This window comes from Mycolicibacterium iranicum (assembly GCF_002101705.1).
GTDB classification, from domain to species: Bacteria; Actinomycetota; Actinomycetes; order Mycobacteriales; family Mycobacteriaceae; genus Mycobacterium; species Mycobacterium iranicum.
In genome coordinates this window covers 51,204-67,299 of record NZ_LQPC01000018.1, presented here as the reverse complement: position 1 = coordinate 67,299, position 16,096 = coordinate 51,204, and the positions used below count along the sequence as shown (strand labels likewise).

Annotated in this window: 16 protein-coding genes and 1 pseudogene; 12 read left to right on the top strand and 5 right to left on the bottom strand. The window is 67.2% G+C overall.

Translation table 11 applies throughout. The features are described from left to right. Positions 1-10 precede the first annotated feature (10 nt). From AWC12_RS03530 to AWC12_RS03515, 4 genes are all read left to right on the top strand, one after another. Complete coding sequence (locus AWC12_RS03530) at positions 11-1,309, top strand: magnesium transporter MgtE N-terminal domain-containing protein (protein WP_085172427.1); 1,299 nt, start codon at positions 11-13, stop codon at positions 1,307-1,309. Continuing rightward, a complete protein-coding gene (locus tag AWC12_RS03525; RefSeq protein WP_024448106.1) occupies positions 1,306-1,839 on the top strand; it encodes a DUF1003 domain-containing protein in 534 nt (177 codons plus the stop codon). The genes AWC12_RS03530 and AWC12_RS03525 overlap by 4 nt, the downstream gene beginning before the upstream one ends. A gap of 87 nt (positions 1,840-1,926) precedes the next feature. Further along, on the top strand, positions 1,927-3,306 hold the full coding sequence (locus AWC12_RS03520) for a lytic transglycosylase domain-containing protein (RefSeq protein WP_085172425.1): 1,380 nt from the start codon (positions 1,927-1,929) through the stop codon (positions 3,304-3,306). A gap of 52 nt (positions 3,307-3,358) precedes the next feature. Further along, a complete protein-coding gene (locus AWC12_RS03515; protein ID WP_024448108.1) occupies positions 3,359-4,486 on the top strand; it encodes an Mrp/NBP35 family ATP-binding protein in 1,128 nt (375 codons plus the stop codon). Here the strand turns inward: AWC12_RS03515 and tatB are convergent. The 4 genes from tatB to sigE all read right to left on the bottom strand — a co-directional run bounded on the left by tatB (position 4,483) and on the right by sigE (position 7,796). Beyond that, the gene (gene tatB, locus AWC12_RS03510; RefSeq protein ID WP_085172423.1) at positions 4,483-4,929 is read right to left on the bottom strand and encodes a Sec-independent protein translocase protein TatB; all 447 of its coding nucleotides are present in this window, start codon (positions 4,927-4,929) and stop codon (positions 4,483-4,485) included. The genes AWC12_RS03515 and tatB overlap by 4 nt on opposite strands. Before the next feature lie 2 nt (positions 4,930-4,931). Beyond that, positions 4,932-6,422, bottom strand: coding sequence for a serine protease HtrA (gene htrA / locus AWC12_RS03505; RefSeq protein ID WP_024448110.1), 1,491 nt, complete (start codon positions 6,420-6,422; stop codon positions 4,932-4,934). A gap of 81 nt (positions 6,423-6,503) precedes the next feature. Next, on the bottom strand, positions 6,504-6,899 hold the full coding sequence (gene rseA / locus AWC12_RS03500) for an anti-sigma E factor RseA (protein WP_085172458.1): 396 nt from the start codon (positions 6,897-6,899) through the stop codon (positions 6,504-6,506). A gap of 96 nt (positions 6,900-6,995) precedes the next feature. Beyond that, positions 6,996-7,796, bottom strand: a complete 801-nt coding sequence (gene sigE, locus AWC12_RS03495; protein WP_085172421.1) for an RNA polymerase sigma factor SigE — start codon at positions 7,794-7,796, stop codon at positions 6,996-6,998. A 167-nt stretch (positions 7,797-7,963) separates the two neighbouring features. Between sigE and AWC12_RS03490 the strand changes: the two genes are divergently transcribed. The 7 genes and pseudogenes from AWC12_RS03490 to AWC12_RS31490 form a co-directional block, all read left to right on the top strand. Next, positions 7,964-8,644: an O-methyltransferase gene (locus AWC12_RS03490; RefSeq protein WP_024448113.1), complete on the top strand. Its 681-nt coding sequence runs from the start codon at positions 7,964-7,966 to the stop codon at positions 8,642-8,644. 271 nt (positions 8,645-8,915) lie between these two features. Further along, positions 8,916-9,575 carry a TetR/AcrR family transcriptional regulator gene (locus AWC12_RS03485; protein WP_085172420.1) on the top strand — a complete coding sequence of 220 codons (660 nt, stop codon included), beginning with the start codon at positions 8,916-8,918 and terminating at the stop codon, positions 9,573-9,575. Then, on the top strand, positions 9,568-10,473 hold the full coding sequence (locus AWC12_RS03480) for an ABC transporter ATP-binding protein (RefSeq protein ID WP_085172419.1): 906 nt from the start codon (positions 9,568-9,570) through the stop codon (positions 10,471-10,473). Before AWC12_RS03485 ends, AWC12_RS03480 begins: the two co-directional genes overlap by 8 nt. Next, the gene (locus tag AWC12_RS03475; protein ID WP_085172418.1) at positions 10,470-12,086 is read left to right on the top strand and encodes an ABC transporter permease; all 1,617 of its coding nucleotides are present in this window, start codon (positions 10,470-10,472) and stop codon (positions 12,084-12,086) included. Before AWC12_RS03480 ends, AWC12_RS03475 begins: the two co-directional genes overlap by 4 nt. A 9-nt stretch (positions 12,087-12,095) precedes the next feature. Further along, on the top strand, positions 12,096-12,770 hold the full coding sequence (locus AWC12_RS03470) for a methyltransferase family protein (protein WP_085172416.1): 675 nt from the start codon (positions 12,096-12,098) through the stop codon (positions 12,768-12,770). Between the two features lie 36 nt (positions 12,771-12,806). Then, the gene (locus AWC12_RS03465; protein WP_085172414.1) at positions 12,807-13,397 is read left to right on the top strand and encodes a DUF4126 domain-containing protein; all 591 of its coding nucleotides are present in this window, start codon (positions 12,807-12,809) and stop codon (positions 13,395-13,397) included. A gap of 34 nt (positions 13,398-13,431) precedes the next feature. Continuing rightward, positions 13,432-13,563, top strand: a pseudogene (locus AWC12_RS31490) (MSMEG_6728 family protein); the annotation flags it as partial. A gap of 15 nt (positions 13,564-13,578) precedes the next feature. On the opposite strand, the gene glgC reads toward AWC12_RS31490, so the two are convergent. Then, a complete protein-coding gene (gene glgC / locus AWC12_RS03455) occupies positions 13,579-14,793 on the bottom strand; it encodes a glucose-1-phosphate adenylyltransferase (protein ID WP_085172412.1) in 1,215 nt (404 codons plus the stop codon). A 128-nt stretch (positions 14,794-14,921) separates the two neighbouring features. On the opposite strand from glgC, the gene glgA reads away from it, so the two are divergent. After that, entirely contained in the window at positions 14,922-16,085 is a 1,164-nt protein-coding gene (gene glgA, locus AWC12_RS03450; RefSeq protein ID WP_110808552.1) for a glycogen synthase, read from the top strand. Positions 16,086-16,096: the final 11 nt, after the last annotated feature.

The following is a 16,096-nucleotide window of genomic DNA, read 5'->3' as shown; positions in this document are numbered from 1 at the left end:
CTTTACAACCATGGCGTCGGTCAACAGGGTCTATGCGGCTCGTCTCGCGGGGATGGTGGTGCTCGGCCCCGACGGAGAGTCCATCGGGCGCGTCCGAGACGTGGTCATCGGCATCAGCTTGGTACGCGCCCAACCACGAGTCCTCGGCCTTGTCATCGAGTTGCTCACCCGCAGAAGAATTTTCGTTCCCATCCTGCGTGTGACCGCGATCGAACCCGGCGCGGTCACACTGTCGACGGGCAGCGTGTCGCTGCGCCGCTTCTCGCAGCGACCCGGCGAGGTGCTGGTACTGGGTCAGGTCATCGAGACGCGGGTGCGCGTCGACGACCCCGACCTGCCCATGCTCGCCGGCCTAGACGTCGTGGTCGTCGACTTGGCCATCGAGCAGCAGACCCGCACGCGCGACTGGTTGGTCACCCGGGTCGCGGTGCGCCCACAACGCCGCCTAGGTCGACGGAGCAACGTGTATTCGACCGACTGGCAACACGTGAACGGCCTCACCCCATCCGGTCTGGCGATGCCCGACCAGGGCGTGGCCCAATTGCTCGAACAGTTTCAGGGGCAGCGCGCCGTCGAGGTCGCCGACGCCATCCGCGAACTGCCCGACAAGCGCCGCCACGAAGTCGTCAATGCGCTCGACGACGAACGGCTCGCCGACGTTCTGCAGGAGCTCCCCGAAGACGAACAGGTCGCCCTGCTGCGCCAGCTGAAAACCGATCGCGCCGCCGACGTGCTGGAGGCGATGGACCCCGACGATGCCGCCGACCTGCTCGGGTCGATGACGCCGTCGGACGCCGAGCAATTTCTGCGCCGCATGGATCCCGAGGATTCCGAAGACGTGCGCCGTCTGCTGAGCCATTCCCCCAACACCGCCGGTGGCCTGATGACGTCGGAGCCCGTGGTACTCGCACCGGACACGACCGTCGCCGAAGCCCTTGCGCGAGTTCGCGATCCGGACCTGACGCCGGCACTGGCGTCGCTGGTGTTCGTGGTGCGCCCGCCGACCGCGACCCCGACAGGCCGCTATCTGGGATGCGTGCACCTTCAGCGGCTGCTGCGCGAACCGCCCGCATCTCTGGTCAGCGGCATCGTCGACACCGACCTGCCCAACTTGGCTCCCGAGGATTCGCTCGGATCACTCACCCGGTACTTCGCGGCCTACAACCTGGTGTGCGGGCCGGTCGTCGACGAGCAGAACCATCTCCTGGGCGCGGTATCGGTCGACGACGTCCTCGACCATCTTCTGCCTGACAACTGGCGCGAACACGAAGCCGAACCGGTGATCGTGTCCGCCGAGAGGACGACATGAGCGAATCGTCGGCCCGACAGCGTCTCGACACGCCACGGACCTCCCGCTCTTTCGGCCCGCGCCTCGACATCGAAGCCGTCGGCAAGTTCAGCGAGCGGATCGCGCGTTTCCTGGGCACCGGCCGCTATCTGGCGATCCAGACGCTCGTTGTCATCGTGTGGGTGCTACTCAACATTGGCGCCTTCGCCTGGCAGTGGGATCCGTACCCGTTCATCCTGCTCAACCTGGCGTTCTCGACCCAGGCCGCCTACGCGGCGCCGCTGATTCTGCTCGCGCAGAACCGGCAGGAGAACCGCGACCGGGTGGCGCTGGAGGAGGACCGCAGGCGGGCCGAGCAGACCAAGGCCGACACTGAGTTCCTCGCTCGCGAACTCGCCGCCCTTCGGCTCGCCGTCGGTGAAGTCGCGACCCGCGACTATCTGCGGCGCGAATTGGACGAGATCCGCGACCTGCTCGAGGCATTGCAGGCGCAGTCGGCTGGGCGGAGCAAACAAGACGCAGGTGAGCGCAAGCCGAAAAAATCCGGCTGAGACGTCTCAGCGATTGCTGTCACACCGCGGTAGTTCACTGGGTATGGTGGCGTGGTTCACTGGCGGCCACACAGCTAGGACGGTTGAGTGCATATAGGGGGAGGACCTGCCCTCGGAGCAGCGCGACGTCGGGCGGGTCAGTTTGTCCGAACGCCGGCCGTCGGGGTAGCCGCTGTTCTCACGCCGCTGGTGCTGGCAGGCGCCGTCGGCGCTTCCGCACCGACCACGAACGTCCCGTCGCGCGATTCGGCCGTGATGCCGCTGGCCGCCGTCGCGCCTTCGCCCCACGATCAGTCCGGCGTCTCGGTCGTGGCGGTCACCAAAGCGCCTGCCCCGTTCCGCACCGTGGCCAGCACGGCATCGGCGCCCCCGCCACCTGTCGTCGTCAATGCTCCTGGCACACTGCGGATTCCATCGGTGAATCTGGCCGCCTACCGTAACGCCGAGACGATGATGGCGGCGGCCTATCCCGGCTGCGGCGTGAGCTGGAACCTGCTGGCAGGCATCGGCCGGATCGAGTCGATGCACTCCTACGGCGGTGCGACGGACTCCCGGGGCAATGCGGTGCGCCCGATCTATGGCCCCACGCTCGACGGCACCCTGGCCGGCAACGAGGTGATCGTGGAGAGCCGGACCGCGGACCGGGTCGTTTACGCCCGCGCCATGGGCCCCATGCAATTCCTGCCAGGCACCTGGTCGCGCTACGCCTCCGACGGTGACGGCGACGGCAAAGCCGATGTGCAGAACGTGTACGACGCCTCCCTGGCTGCCGCACGGTACCTGTGCAGCGGGGGGATGAACCTGCGTAACCAGGCCGACGTGATGGCCGCGATCCTGCGCTACAACAACTCGATGGCGTACGCCCAGAACGTGCTCAGCTGGGCCGCGGCCTACGCGACGGGCGTGGTGCCCCTCGACCTGCCGCCCATCACAGGCTCGGTGCCCGAACTGTCGACCGCGACATCGGCCGACGACCTCATCACCCATCTGGATCGCCGCGCAGGACTCGGCCCCGGGCTGCCGATCAACGCCGCAGGCTTGCCGGCCACCGATCCGTTGTCGCTGATCCCGCTGATGGAACGCACCGATGTGGCGAGCCAGATCAACACTCCGCTGCCCGGTTTCGCGGCCGGGCAGTCGCTGGGGCCGTTGCCGGGGCCGATGCCCGAGGCGATGCCGCAGCCGGTCGCGCCTCCGCCGCCCACCTGGGTGCCGCCGTGGATCCAGCCGCCGCCGCAGAAGCCCGCCCAGTGCGCGGTGTTCTGCATTCAGGATCTGCCCGCCGCACCCGCCCCGGCGCCCGCTCCCGCGGGTCCTCTCGGCCTTCCGCCTGCACCCGCTGCGCTGCCCGGTGTCGCGGCGGGACCGATGCCTCCGTCGCCCGGTCCTCTGATGCCCGCTCTGCCTCCGGCACCCGGCCCCGCGCCTGGGCCTGCTGCCGGCCCGGCGCCCGGCCCCGTCGGCTGAGCGCACTCCCGAATTCGGGTCTTGACGACACCGCAGCCTAGACTCGCGGGTGATGTCCTCAACTCCGACAGACCTGGAAGCAGCCGCGCGCGCTGCGCTGAACAAGGTCATCGACCCCGAGCTTCGGCGGCCGATCACCGAAGTCGGCATGGTCAAGAACGTGACCGTCGAAGCCGACTCCTCGGTTCACGTCGAGGTGTACCTGACCACGGCGGCCTGTCCGAAAAAGACGGAGATCTCCGACCGGGTGACACGCGCCGTGCAGGACGTGCCCGGCACCGGCTCGGTCAAGGTGACCCTCGACGTGATGAACGACGAGCAGCGAGCCGAGTTGCGCAAGCAGCTGCGCGGCGATTCCCGCGAACCCGTGATCCCGTTCGCACAACCGGGGTCGCTTACCCGGGTCTACGCGGTCGCATCCGGCAAAGGCGGGGTCGGCAAGTCGAGTGTCACCGTGAACCTGGCCGCCGCCATGGCCGCCCGCGGCCTGTCCGTCGGGCTCCTCGACGCCGACATCTACGGCCACTCCGTACCCAGGATGATGGGCACCACCGACCGGCCCACCCAGGTCGATTCGATGATTTTGCCGCCCGTCTCACACGAGGTGCGGGTGATCTCCATCGCGATGTTCACCCAAGGCAACACACCGGTGGTGTGGCGCGGACCGATGCTGCACCGGGCACTTCAGCAGTTCCTCGCCGACGTGTACTGGGGCGACCTGGACGTGCTGCTGCTGGATCTTCCCCCGGGCACGGGCGACATCGCGATCTCGGTCGCCCAGCTCATCCCCGGTGCCGAGATCCTCGTGGTCACCACCCCGCAGCTGGCGGCCGCCGAGGTCGCAGAGCGTGCGGGCGCGATCGCGTTGCAGACGCGCCAGCGCATTGCCGGCGTCGTGGAGAACATGGTCGACGGGCCGGTCATCAAGATGTTCGGCGAGGGTGGCGGTCGGCACGTCGCGGACAGCCTGTCGCGTTCCGTCGGCGCCGAGGTGCCGCTGCTGGGTCAGGTTCCGCTCGATCCCGAGCTGGTGGCCGCCGGCGACTCGGGTGTCCCGCTCGTGCTCAGCGCACCCGATTCGGCTGCGGGCAAGGAGCTCCGCAAGATCGCCGACGCTCTGTCGAGCCGCAAGCGCGGCCTCGCCGGAATGTCGCTGGGCCTCGACCCCGCAGGCCGCTAAGTCGCGTCGGTGTCGAACGGCGTCGAACCAGACGGCTCCGGTTGTTTGACTGGCGGCGACTGTTTGACCGGCGCGGGCCCGGGTCCGGACTGTGGCTTCTCGTCCGGCTTCTCCGACCCGCTCTGACCGTTCTGTCCCGCGCGGGGCGAGTCGAACTTCCCGGTGAAGATCGAGTCGTCGCCGTCGAGAAGGTGCTTGGTCAGCGCCGCGCGCGGAGTCATGCCCCGCAGCTTCTGCAGTTCTGACAGCGGCTCCCGCAGATCGTCGAAGTCCGGGCCCAGATCCTCACGCAACTGGCTCGTCGCGCCTGTCACGTAGTCGCGCGCCTGGCGCACCGCCCCCGCCGTCCAGCGGATGGCACCGGGCAACCGCTCGGGTCCCAGGATCACTAGACCCGCGATCACCAGGACCAGCATCTCGCCCCAGCCGACATTGGCGAACATTGTTACGTGCTGTCGTCGCCGTTGGGCGTCACCGTCAGCGTCACGGGGCGCCCGTCGCGCAGCACCTCGATGGGGGCGGGCTGACCAATCTGGAGCTGACGGACCGCAACAATGAACTCGTCGGCGTCGGCCACCTTGCGGTCCCCGACCTTCACGACGACGTCGTTCTCGACCAGGCCCGCTTGCTCGGCGGGGCTGCCCGGCTTGATGTCAGCGATCTGCGCACCTTTGGACACGTCGTTGCTCACCGAGCGCGCCGTCAACCCGAGCGTCGGATGGGCGATCTTTCCGTTCTTGATGAGCGTCTCGACGACCTGCTTGACCTCGTTGACCGGAATGGCGAAGCCGAGGCCGCTGGCGCTGTCGGACAATGACTTGCCAGCGGTGTTGATGCCGATCACCTCGGCGTTCATGTTGATCAGCGGGCCGCCGGAGTTGCCGTGGTTGATGGACGCATCGGTCTGGACACCGTCGATCACAGTGTCGGTGTCGGACCCGTCGCCTGACAGCGGCACGGGCCGGTGCAGCGCACTGACGATGCCGTGGGTGACCGTGCTGCGCAGGCCGAGCGGGGCGCCTGCGGCGATGACTTCCTCGCCCACCTGAATCTTCTCGGAATCGCCCATGCGCGCGACAGAGAGGTTGTCGACGTTGTCGACCTTGAGAACCGCCAGATCGGTCTTGGGGTCGCGGCCGACCAGGTTGGCCGGGACCTCGCTGCCGTCGTTGAACACCACCGACATCGTGAAGTCGCTGGGGTTGGTGGCGGCCTCGGAGATCACGTGGTTGTTCGTGACGATGTAGCCACGGCCGTCGATCACAACGCCCGAGCCCTGCGAGCCCTCGGTCTCGCTGGTCGCCTCGATGGTGACCACCGAGTCAGCAACGGCGGCAGCAACTTTGGCGAACTGACCCTGCGCTTCCTCGCCGCCCTCGCTGCTGGTCTCCAGCGTCACCTTCGATGTGGTGAACGCGCTGACGACCTCGGCGGTCTTGCGTCCGACGACTCCGCCGACGACACCGATAACCAGCGCGAAGATGCCCAGGATGACGAGAGCGACGACGGAGACTTTCCCGCCGAACAGCACGTCGCGGACCCCGAGCTTGCCCACGGGGCCTGCGGCGGCCACCGGTGCGGTCTGCGCGATCGCGGGAGTGCCCAAGGCCGCGGGGGCGCCCGGATTGCGCCACGGATCGTCGGGTTCGTCGACGTCGCCGGCACGTTCGGCCTCGAGTGCGCCTGCGTCGGTCGGGTGGCGCTGCAGCGAGTCGCCACCGGGGTACGGCCGACCGAATGCCTCGGCGAGCACAGGATCGGGCGGCGCGTCCTTCGGTGTGAACTCACCCTGGTCCCGGTACTTGTCGGCACCTTGAAAAGAACCGTCGACTCCGGTCGGCCTGCCGAACGCGCGCTGCGCCGCAGGGTCCACAGGAGGCCGCGACACCGGCCGCGGCGCAAGACGTTCCCGACCGGTCTCGTCCAGATTGGTCACCCGTTCATCGCCCTTCCGTCACCCTCGTGTCGAGGTGCCAGCAATCGCCGCCATACCTCGACGGTCAGCTTTGCATCTACCCTACCGGCGCTTGCGACGGGCGCGCTCCGCGCCGTCAGCCAACTGCGCGGATTCGGTTGAATCCTGCACATCCACCGGGGTGTGGTTCGGGATCTGGGAGAGCAGTCCCAGCAAAGAACTCGGCATGGCAACCGGGCAGGAATCCCGCAGCGCCTCGCGTGCCTGCCGCTGCGCGTCGACCTCCATTGCGCACTCTTGGCACAGGGACAGGTGATGGGCGGCGCGAAGGTGCGCGGTCATGCGGAGCTCACCGTCGGCGAATGCGGCGATGGCCTCGGTGGAGAGGTGTTCGGTGGAGCCGAACTGACGGGGACCCACCGGGGCGTCGCTTTGCGAAGCAAACTGCGACGGGAGCCAGGAGAACGCTCGGCGGAATGCATGTCCGGGATCGAACACCACCCAGCTCCTCTCCAGTCGGTGTCGTGCAGCCTGCCCAGTCGGAAGTCTTCCCTTCGAATGTAGCGCGGCATGCTGCGCCGCATCGCGCGAACGTCAGGCGGATTGGGCCGCGTCGCGGATACTGCCGGCATCCGAATGCCGCGCCAGGTATTCGCGCAGCGCCTGCCGGCCGCGGTGGATGCGGCTGCGGACGGTGCCGAGTTTGACGCCCAGCGTCGCGCCGATCTCCTCGTAGGACAGACCTTCGATGTCACAGAGGACCACGGCAGCGCGGAATTCAGGCGCTAACGAGTCCAACGCCGCCTGCAGATCCGGACCCAGGCGCGAATCGTGGTAGATCTGCTCGGGGTTCGGCTCGTCGGCGGGCACGCGATCGTAGTCCTCGGGCAGCGCTTCCATCCGGATGCGGCCGCGTCGGCGCACCATGTCGAGGAATAGGTTGGTCGTGATGCGGTGCAACCAGCCCTCGAAGGTGCCCGGCTGATAGTTCTGCACCGAACGGAAGACGCGAATGAACGTCTCCTGCGTCAGGTCCTCCGCGTCATGCTGGTTACCGGAGAGCCGGTAGGCCAGCCGGTAGACGCGGTCGGCGTGCTGGCGGACGAGTTCGTCCCAGCTCGGCATGGCCGCGATGTCACCGGTGGCGTCGAAGACCGCCGTACCGGTCAGCTCGTCGCTCGGCTCCACCCACTCGGCGTCGGTGTACTGCTCCAGATGTGCCATGGTCACGGGGGCATTGACGGTCGTGGGACCGGTCGAGGTGGTCGTCGGATCCTCCAGATCGTGATGGCGGTCAATTGACGGCGACCGCTTGAAATCCACAACGCGACCGGGCTCGGCGTTGTTCCCCGGGCGTGCGGTGTCGATGCGTGCGCTGGACGCGCCGTCTGTCATGCGATCACCGTCTCCTGTACGCGTATGGCAGGCATATGAGCAAACTGAACATTTCCTGAGAAACAGCGCTACCCTTTTTTTCACCAGCGAAAACAGCTGTGATCCTGGCTGAGGGCAGCGGGCGTGTCGCTGCTGCCGGCGACCGGGCTTGGCTCTACGCTGCGGGCATGGCCAGCACCGATGAGCCCGGAGCCGGCTCCGGCGATGCCACCGCGCGGGCAAGCCAGGCGGAAGCGATCGTCAACCATGCCGAACACTCGATCTCCGAGGACGCCATCGTCGCGGCCGCGCGCGAACGTGCAGTCGATATCGGGGCGGGCGCGGTGACCCCGGCCGTGGGTGCGCTGCTGTGCGTGCTCGCCAAACTCACCGGCGCGAAAGCAGTGGTCGAAGTAGGCACCGGGGCGGGGGTCAGCGGGCTGTGGCTGCTGTCCGGCATGCGCGAGGACGGCGTGCTGACCACGATCGACGTCGAACCCGAGCATCAGCGCATCGCCAAGCAGGCGTTCAGCGAGGCCGGTGTCGGACCGGGCCGGACGCGGCTTATCAGCGGGCGCGCTCAGGAAGTCCTGACCAGACTGGCCGACGAGTCCTACGATCTGGTCTTCATCGACGCCGAACCCGCCGATCAACCGCAGTTCGTGGTCGAAGGTGTGCGTCTGCTGCGCGAGGGCGGAGCCATCGTCGTCCACCGCGCTGCGCTCGGCGGACGAGCCGGCGACGCCGCCGCCAAGGACAACGAGGTGGCCGCAGTCCGCGAGGCGGCGCGCCTGATCGCCGAAGACGAGCGTTTGACGCCGGTGCTGATCCCGCTCGGCGACGGTCTCCTCGCCGCGGCCCGCGACTGACCTTTCCGCGCGCATCCTTTCCGCGCGCATCTTTTCCGCGCGCACTTTTCTTGGGAGCGCACTTTTCTTGGGAGCGCGCCCGTTGCCTCGCTCCGCGAGCGCGCGCGTCTGCTCCGCGACACGCCGGCAGCGCTGACGTTGCGCGCGCACTCGGTGCCGCTGACTGCGCCCTGACTGCACGGCGGACTGGGCGTGTCGCCGTTCAGACGCGCGCGCTCGCGGTGCAAGAAGGTCTTGACGCTGCGCTGAACGAGTGTTTAATGTACTAAACATGCGTTCAGCCGACGATCTCACCGCCGCCGCCCGGATCCGGGATGCGGCTATCGAGTTGTTCGGCCGTGACGGCTTCGGGGTCAGCGTTCGCGCCATTGCCACGACGGCCGGGGTGAGCCCGGGTCTGGTCATCCACCACTTCGGCTCCAAGGACGGATTGCGCAAGGCGTGCGACGACTATGTCGCCGAAGCGGTGTACGCAAGCAAGAGCGCGTCGATCCAGACATCCGACCCCGCAACGTGGCTTGCGCAGATGGCCGAGATCGAGGAGTACGCACCGCTCATGGCCTATCTGGTCCGCAGCCTCCAATCCGGCGGCGAGCTTGCAAAGAAGCTGTGGCGCAACATGATCGACAACGTCGAGCGGTACATGCAAGAAGGTGTCGAGGCAGGCACGGTGAAGCCCAGCGCGGATCCCAGAGCCCGCGCTCGCTTTCTGGCCATGGCCAACGGTGGGAGCTTCCTTCTCTACCTTCAATTGCACGACAGCTCCGACCTGCGTGTCGTTCTGCGGGACTACAGCGAGGACATGGTGCTGCCGGCTCTCGAGCTCTACACCAACGGGCTGATGGCGCAGCCGACGATGTACGAGGCCTTTCTTGCCCGACGTGACCAGGGCATTCCGTTCACCTCACCAGAAGGAGCGCACGATGACTGACCCCTCATTCGCGGTGGAGATCAGCGGTTTGCGAAAGTCTTTCGGCCGCACCAAGGCCCTCGACGGTCTCGATCTCACCGTCGCCCCAGGCGACGTGACCGGGTTCCTCGGACCTAACGGCGCCGGAAAGTCCACGACGATCCGAGTCCTGCTGGGTCTGCTGCGCGCCGACGGCGGCACCGCGCGCCTGCTCGGTGGTGACCCGTGGAGCGACGCCGTCTCCCTGCACCGCAGGATCGCCTATGTGCCAGGCGATGTCACCCTCTGGCCCAACCTCACCGGAATGCAGGCCATCGACTTTCTGGCTGCCCTGCGCGGCGACGGCGTCGACGAACGTCGCCGGGATGAGTTGATCGACCGCTTCGAGCTCGACCCGCACAAGAAAGCCCGCACCTATTCCAAGGGCAACAGACAGAAAGTCGCCATCGTTGCGGCGTTCAGTACACGCAGTGAGCTTTTCATCCTCGACGAACCGACGTCCGGCCTGGACCCTTTGATGGAGCGGGCTTTTCAACAGTGCGTGCGGGAGGTCGCCGGACAGGGTGCAGCGGTGCTGCTATCGAGCCACATCCTCGCCGAGGTCGAAAAGCTTTGCGACACCGTGACCATCGTCCGCGCGGGGCGCACTGTCCGTTCTGGAACGCTGGCCGAGATGAGGCACCTGATGCGTACCACCGTCACGGCGCGCACCCGGGGAGACGGTCGCAGTCTCCGACACCTGCCGTACGTTCACGATCTGCGAGCAGATGACGGCCTGTGGCGTTTCTCGGTGGATCGCGACGATCTCGATCGCGCGATGTCCGACCTCGCGACGCAGGGTATCGACGAGCTGACCGTTGCACCAGCGTCTTTGGAGGACATGTTCCTGCGCGAATATCACGGGGCGGGATCGCGATGAGCGCGACCGTTACTGCCCCGCACAGGCACGCGGCCTCGCCCTCGGCGTCGCCGTGGACAGGCACCGGGCACCTCATCCGGCTCGCGCTCAGACGCGACCGACTCCGCCTGTCCATCTGGGTCGCCGCCCTGACGCTGATGATGGCCTACGCACCGGGGGCCGTCAGGCTCGCCTATCCTGAAGAGGCGCAACGCCAAGCGCGGGTCGATCTGCTCAAGACTCCCGCCGGGATGATGCTGGGCGGGCCGATGTTCGGCGGCAACGAGACCGAGCTCGGCGCCATGATCGCCAACGAGCTGATGCTGACGCTCATCGTCGCGACATCGATCCTGGCAATCCTCACGGTGATTCGACACACCCGCACCGAAGAGGAAAGCGGCACCGCCGAACTCGTCCTCGCGTCGGTCGTCGGCCGCTACGCACGGACCACCGCGGCGTTGACCGTAGTGATCGGCGTGAACGCAGTTCTCGCGATGACGATGACAGCGGCGATGGCGGCCGCAGGCTTCGGCGTCGCCGACTCGGCTGCCATGTGCCTGGGAGTGACGGCGGTCGCCACGGTGTTCGGCGCCGTCGCCGCGGTGACGGCACAGATGTGGCGCGTCGGCCGCGCGGCGACAGGTGCAGCGATGGCGGCGTTGGCTCTCGCAGCGCTCGTTCGCGGCATCGGCGACGTCATCGAACCCTCCGGCTCTGCGCTGAGCTGGTTCTCCCCCATCGCATGGGCGCAACAGATGCGGGCGTTCGTCGATCTGCGCTGGTGGCCGCTGGCTCTGCTCGTCGCGCTGACCGTGTGTCTGGTCGCGCTGGCAGCGACCCTGGAGGTGCGTCGCCAGTACGACGACGGCACGGTCGCCTCCCGGAGCGATCGCCCCGATGCGCGCACGGTCTCTGGAGTGCTCGGCCTGCACCTGACCCTGCAGCGCGGGCAGATCACCGGCTGGTCGGTCGGACTGTTCGTGGCCGGCCTGGCATTCGGATCGATGACGAAATCACTCATCGAGAACGCCGAGGAGAACGAGCTGATCGCCCGGATGATCTCGACGCAGGGCACCGACGGCGTTTACACCACGATGACCCAGTTCCTCGCCGCAGCGGCGGGCGCCTGTGTGGTGTCGGCGGTGTTGCGGGTCCACTCCGACGAACAGTCCGGACTCGGTGAGGTCGTACTTGCCGGTGCGATATCGCGGTGGCGCTGGCTGCTCACGGCCGTCGTATCGGCGACGCTGGGGGCGGCGGTGCTGATGTTCTTTGCGGGTCTCGGAAATGGAATAGGGGCCGGCGCCACAGTCGGGGACCTGGGCACCATCCCGAAGCTGACGCTGGCCGGCCTTGCGTATGTCCCGGCCCTGAGTGTGCTGGCCGGGGTGGCCGCGCTCGCCGTCGCACTGCGTCAGACCTGGATCGCCTGGTCCGCAGTCGCTTTCGTGGTGCTGTCGCTCTACCTGGGCGCGCTGCTGCGACTGCCCCGCTGGCTGATCGACCTCTCACCCGTGGGCCGCACCACCGTCCCTCTCGACGTTTCCGTTCCCGCCCTGGCCGTGATGACCTTGGCTGCAACGGGTTTCACGGCCGTTGCCGGGCTCCTCTATCGGCGCCGGGATGCAGTGTAGGAGGCACAGATGAAGACGGCCGGACAGGCATTGGCGTCGACGATTTTCGGCATCGCGTTCGTCGGTGTCGCACTGTTCTTGCCCGCCGGCACCGTCCATTACTGGCAGGCCTGGGTGTTCGTGGCGGTGTTGGCGCTGACGACGATCGTTCCCTCCGCGGTCCTCGCTGCGCGCTACCCCGAGGCTCTCGCACGCCGCATGAAGGCGGGACCGGCGGCGGAAAGCCTTCCCGCGCAACGGATCATCATCAGCCTGACGATAGGTCTGGTCTTCGTCACCTTTGCGCTGTCGGCCCTGGACCACCGCTTCGGCTGGTCGTCGGTGCCGACCTGGCTCGTCATCGTCGGCAACGTCCTTGTGGCGGCCGGGCTCAGCATCGCGCAATTGGTGATCGTGCAGAACAACTACGCTGCGGCCACTATCCGGGTGGAGGCCGACCAGCCGCTGGTCTCGACTGGCTTGTACGGGCTGGTCCGGCATCCAATGTATTTCGGCTCGCTGATCATGATGGTCGGCACACCACCGGCGCTCGATTCTCTGTGGAGTCTGCTCGCCGTCGTGGCTGCGGTCCCGGTGCTGGCGGCCCGCATTCTCGACGAGGAGAAGCTGCTCAACGCCGAGCTCAACGGCTATCGCGATTACACGCAGCAGGTGCGCTACCGGCTGATCCCGGGGGTGTGGTGATCGCCAGAAAAGCGTGCCCCGACGCATACTGACGTCATGGAGCTCCTCACCGGGTTCGGCCTGGCGACGGCGGCGGGCCTCAACGCCTACATCCCGCTGCTAGCACTCGGCCTCCTGGCGCGGTTCACCGACTTGGTGGCGTTGCCCGCCGCCTGGTCCTGGCTGGAGAACGGCTGGGTGATGACGATCGTGGCCGTCTTGCTGGCCATAGAGATCGTGGCCGACAAGGTACCGGCCCTCGACAGCGTCAACGACATCGTCCAAACGTTCGTTCGGCCGACGGCAGGCGGCATCGTCTTCGGATCCGGGACCGCCGCACAGACGGCGACGGTCACCGACCCCGGCGCATTCGCCCAATCCGGCCAATGGATTCCGGTGGCCATCGGGGTCGTCATAGCCCTGGTGGTGTCCCTGACGAAGTCGACGGTGCGGCCAGCCGCCAACGTCGCGACCTCGGGAATGGCCGCACCGGTGCTGAGCACCATCGAGGACATCGCCAGCGTCGTGCTGGTGTTCCTCGCGATTCTGGTGCCGATCCTCGTGCTGCTGGCGGTGGTCGCACTGGCGTGGGCCGCGGTGCGGATCATCCGTCGGCGGCGGGCGAAACAACGCACTCTTCCCCGCTGATCGGTGTCCGACGGCCGCGCGGTGTGGTGCGGGCATGCAGACGTTTCTGCCCTATGCCGGATTCACCGGTTCGGCCAGCGTGCTGGACACTCGGCGTGGCGGCAAGCAGCGCGTCGAGACCATGCCGGTGCTGCGCGCCCTGACTGTCCCCGGCTACGGCTGGCGACGGCGCCAGTGGCGGTCAGATCCAGACACCCTTACCGACGGCCACGACACCCCCGGCACTGACCGAGAAGCGTTCTCGGTCCTTCTCCAGATCGACCCCGACCATCTCACCGGGTCCGACGACGACGTTCTTGTCCAGGATTGCGTGGCGGACCACGGCTCCGCGCCCGATACGGGCTCCGGGCATGATCACACTTCCCTCGACAATCGCCCCGTCGTCGATCACGACGTTCGACGACAGCACCGAATTACGCACCGACGCAGCCGAAATGATGCTGCCTGCACCGACCACGGACTCTTGCGCGGAGCCACCGTTGACGAACTTCGCAGGCGCCAGGTTCTCGGCGCCGCCGCGAATGGGCCAGCGCTTGTTGTACAGGTTGAACACCGGATGAACGGACACCAGATCCATGTGCGCGTCATAGAACGCGTCGAGCGTGCCGACGTCGCGCCAGTACCCGTGGTCGCGCTCGGTCGCCCCGGGCACCTCGTTGTTGTTGAAGTCGTACACCGCGGCCATGCCGTCTTCGACGAGCCTGGGGATGATGTCGCCACCCATGTCATGGTCGGAGTCGTCGTCGTCGGCGTCGGCCCGGATGGCATCGATCAACACCTTGGTGGTGAAGATGTAATTGCCCATCGACACGAACGTCTGATCCGGGTCGTCGGGCACTGATGGCGGTTCCGCTGGTTTTTCCACGAACGCCCGGATCCGGCCTGAATCGTCGGCGTCGATGCAGCCGAACGCGCTGGCCTCGGCACGCGGCACCCGGATCCCGGCGACCGTCGCCCCCGCGCCGCTCTCGATGTGCTGCTGCACCATCTGCTCGGGGTCCATGCGGTAGACGTGGTCGGCGCCGAAGATCACGATGTAGTCGGGATCCTCGTCGTAGATCAGGTTCATCGACTGATAGATCGCGTCGGCCGAACCGGTGTACCAGCGTGGGCCGAGACGCTGCTGCGCCGGGACCGGCGTGATGTACTCGCCGGCAAGCCCGGAAAGCCGCCAGTTCTGCGAGATGTGACGGTCCAGCGAATGCGACTTGTATTGCGTGAGCACACAGATCCGCAAATAGCGGGCGTTGACGAGATTGGAGAGCACGAAGTCGATGAGCCGGTAGCCGCCCCCGAATGGGACGGCCGGCTTGGCGCGGTCAGCCGTCAGCGGATAGAGCCGCTTCCCCTCTCCGCCGGCGAGGACGATGCCCAGCACATGTGGCGCTTCCCTCATGATGCCAACCTATCCGCAGGTACGGACAGGGGCCAGCTATTCGGGCTTTTGTGGCGAGTTCTCGGGCTGTCCATCAAGACAATTGGGGATGCTTCGCAGCGCGCGCAGAAGTTGGATACGGTCACACCATGCGGGTGGCGATGATGACACGGGAATATCCACCCGAGGTGTACGGCGGCGCCGGCGTACACGTCACTGAACTCGTCGCTCAACTGCGACGGCTGTGCGAAGTCGACGTGTACTGCATGGGCGCGCCGCGGCCGGGCGCCACGGTCGCGCAGCCCGACCCCGCGCTCACCGGTGCCAACGCCGCGCTCGCGACACTGTCGGCCGACCTCGCCATGGTCAACGCCGCGTCGGCGGCAACGGTCGCTCATTCGCACACGTGGTACGCCGGGATGGCAGGACATCTTTCGGCCATGCTGTACGACATACCCCACGTTCTCACCGCCCACTCCCTCGAGCCGATGCGACCGTGGAAGGCAGAGCAACTCGGTGGCGGGTACCGCATCTCGTCCTGGGTGGAGAAGACGGCCGTTGAGGCCGCTGACGCCGTCATCGCGGTGAGCTCGGGAATGCGTGCGGATGTTCTTCGCACCTACCCGGCGCTGGACCCCGAGCGGGTGCATGTGGTCCTCAACGGGATCGACACCGAAAAGTGGCGCCCGGTCGAACCTGGCGGTGAAGATTCCGTGCTGACCGCCCTCGGAGTGGATCTGTCACGCCCCGTCGTCGCGTTCGTCGGCCGGATCACGCGCCAGAAAGGCGTGGCACACCTGGTGGCGGCCGCCCATCACTTCGCTCCCGAGGTCCAGCTGGTGCTCTGCGCGGGCGCCCCCGACACTCCCGAGATCGCCGACGAGATCGCGTCCGCGGTCCAAACACTGTCGAACACCCGCACCGGCGTGTTCTGGGTCCGGGAGATGCTGCCGCAACCCAAGATAAACGAAATACTGTCAGCAGCAACGGTTTTCGTGTGCCCGTCGGTGTACGAGCCGCTCGGCATCGTCAACCTCGAGGCGATGGCCTGCGGCACGGCCGTGGTCGCCTCTGATGTGGGCGGTATCCCCGAGGTCGTCGCCGACCAGCGGACCGGCCTGCTCGTGCACTACAGCCCGAACGACACCGAATCCTTCGAGCGCGAACTGGCCTCGGCCGTCAACGCGCTGGTCGCCGACCCCAACAGAGCCCGCCAATACGGCCTCGCAGGACGTCGGCGGTGTATCGACGAATTCTCCTGGGCGCAGATCGCCGAGCAGACCCTGGAGATCTACCGGAAAGTCTCGGCGTAGCGATAGGCGAC

Coding starts and splice junctions, on each gene's coding strand:
- AWC12_RS03530 (WP_085172427.1), top strand. CDS start 11: ATGGCGTCGGTCAACAGGGTCTATGCGGCTCGTCTCGCGGGGATGGTG.
- AWC12_RS03525 (WP_024448106.1), top strand. CDS start 1,306: ATGAGCGAATCGTCGGCCCGACAGCGTCTCGACACGCCACGGACCTCC.
- AWC12_RS03515 (WP_024448108.1), top strand. CDS start 3,359: ATGTCCTCAACTCCGACAGACCTGGAAGCAGCCGCGCGCGCTGCGCTG.
- tatB (WP_085172423.1), bottom strand. CDS start 4,929: ATGTTCGCCAATGTCGGCTGGGGCGAGATGCTGGTCCTGGTGATCGCG.
- sigE (WP_085172421.1), bottom strand. CDS start 7,796: ATGACAGACGGCGCGTCCAGCGCACGCATCGACACCGCACGCCCGGGG.
- AWC12_RS03490 (WP_024448113.1), top strand. CDS start 7,964: ATGGCCAGCACCGATGAGCCCGGAGCCGGCTCCGGCGATGCCACCGCG.
- AWC12_RS03485 (WP_085172420.1), top strand. CDS start 8,916: ATGCGTTCAGCCGACGATCTCACCGCCGCCGCCCGGATCCGGGATGCG.
- AWC12_RS03480 (WP_085172419.1), top strand. CDS start 9,568: ATGACTGACCCCTCATTCGCGGTGGAGATCAGCGGTTTGCGAAAGTCT.
- AWC12_RS03475 (WP_085172418.1), top strand. CDS start 10,470: ATGAGCGCGACCGTTACTGCCCCGCACAGGCACGCGGCCTCGCCCTCG.
- AWC12_RS03470 (WP_085172416.1), top strand. CDS start 12,096: ATGAAGACGGCCGGACAGGCATTGGCGTCGACGATTTTCGGCATCGCG.
- AWC12_RS03465 (WP_085172414.1), top strand. CDS start 12,807: ATGGAGCTCCTCACCGGGTTCGGCCTGGCGACGGCGGCGGGCCTCAAC.
- glgC (WP_085172412.1), bottom strand. CDS start 14,793: ATGAGGGAAGCGCCACATGTGCTGGGCATCGTCCTCGCCGGCGGAGAG.
- glgA (WP_110808552.1), top strand. CDS start 14,922: ATGCGGGTGGCGATGATGACACGGGAATATCCACCCGAGGTGTACGGC.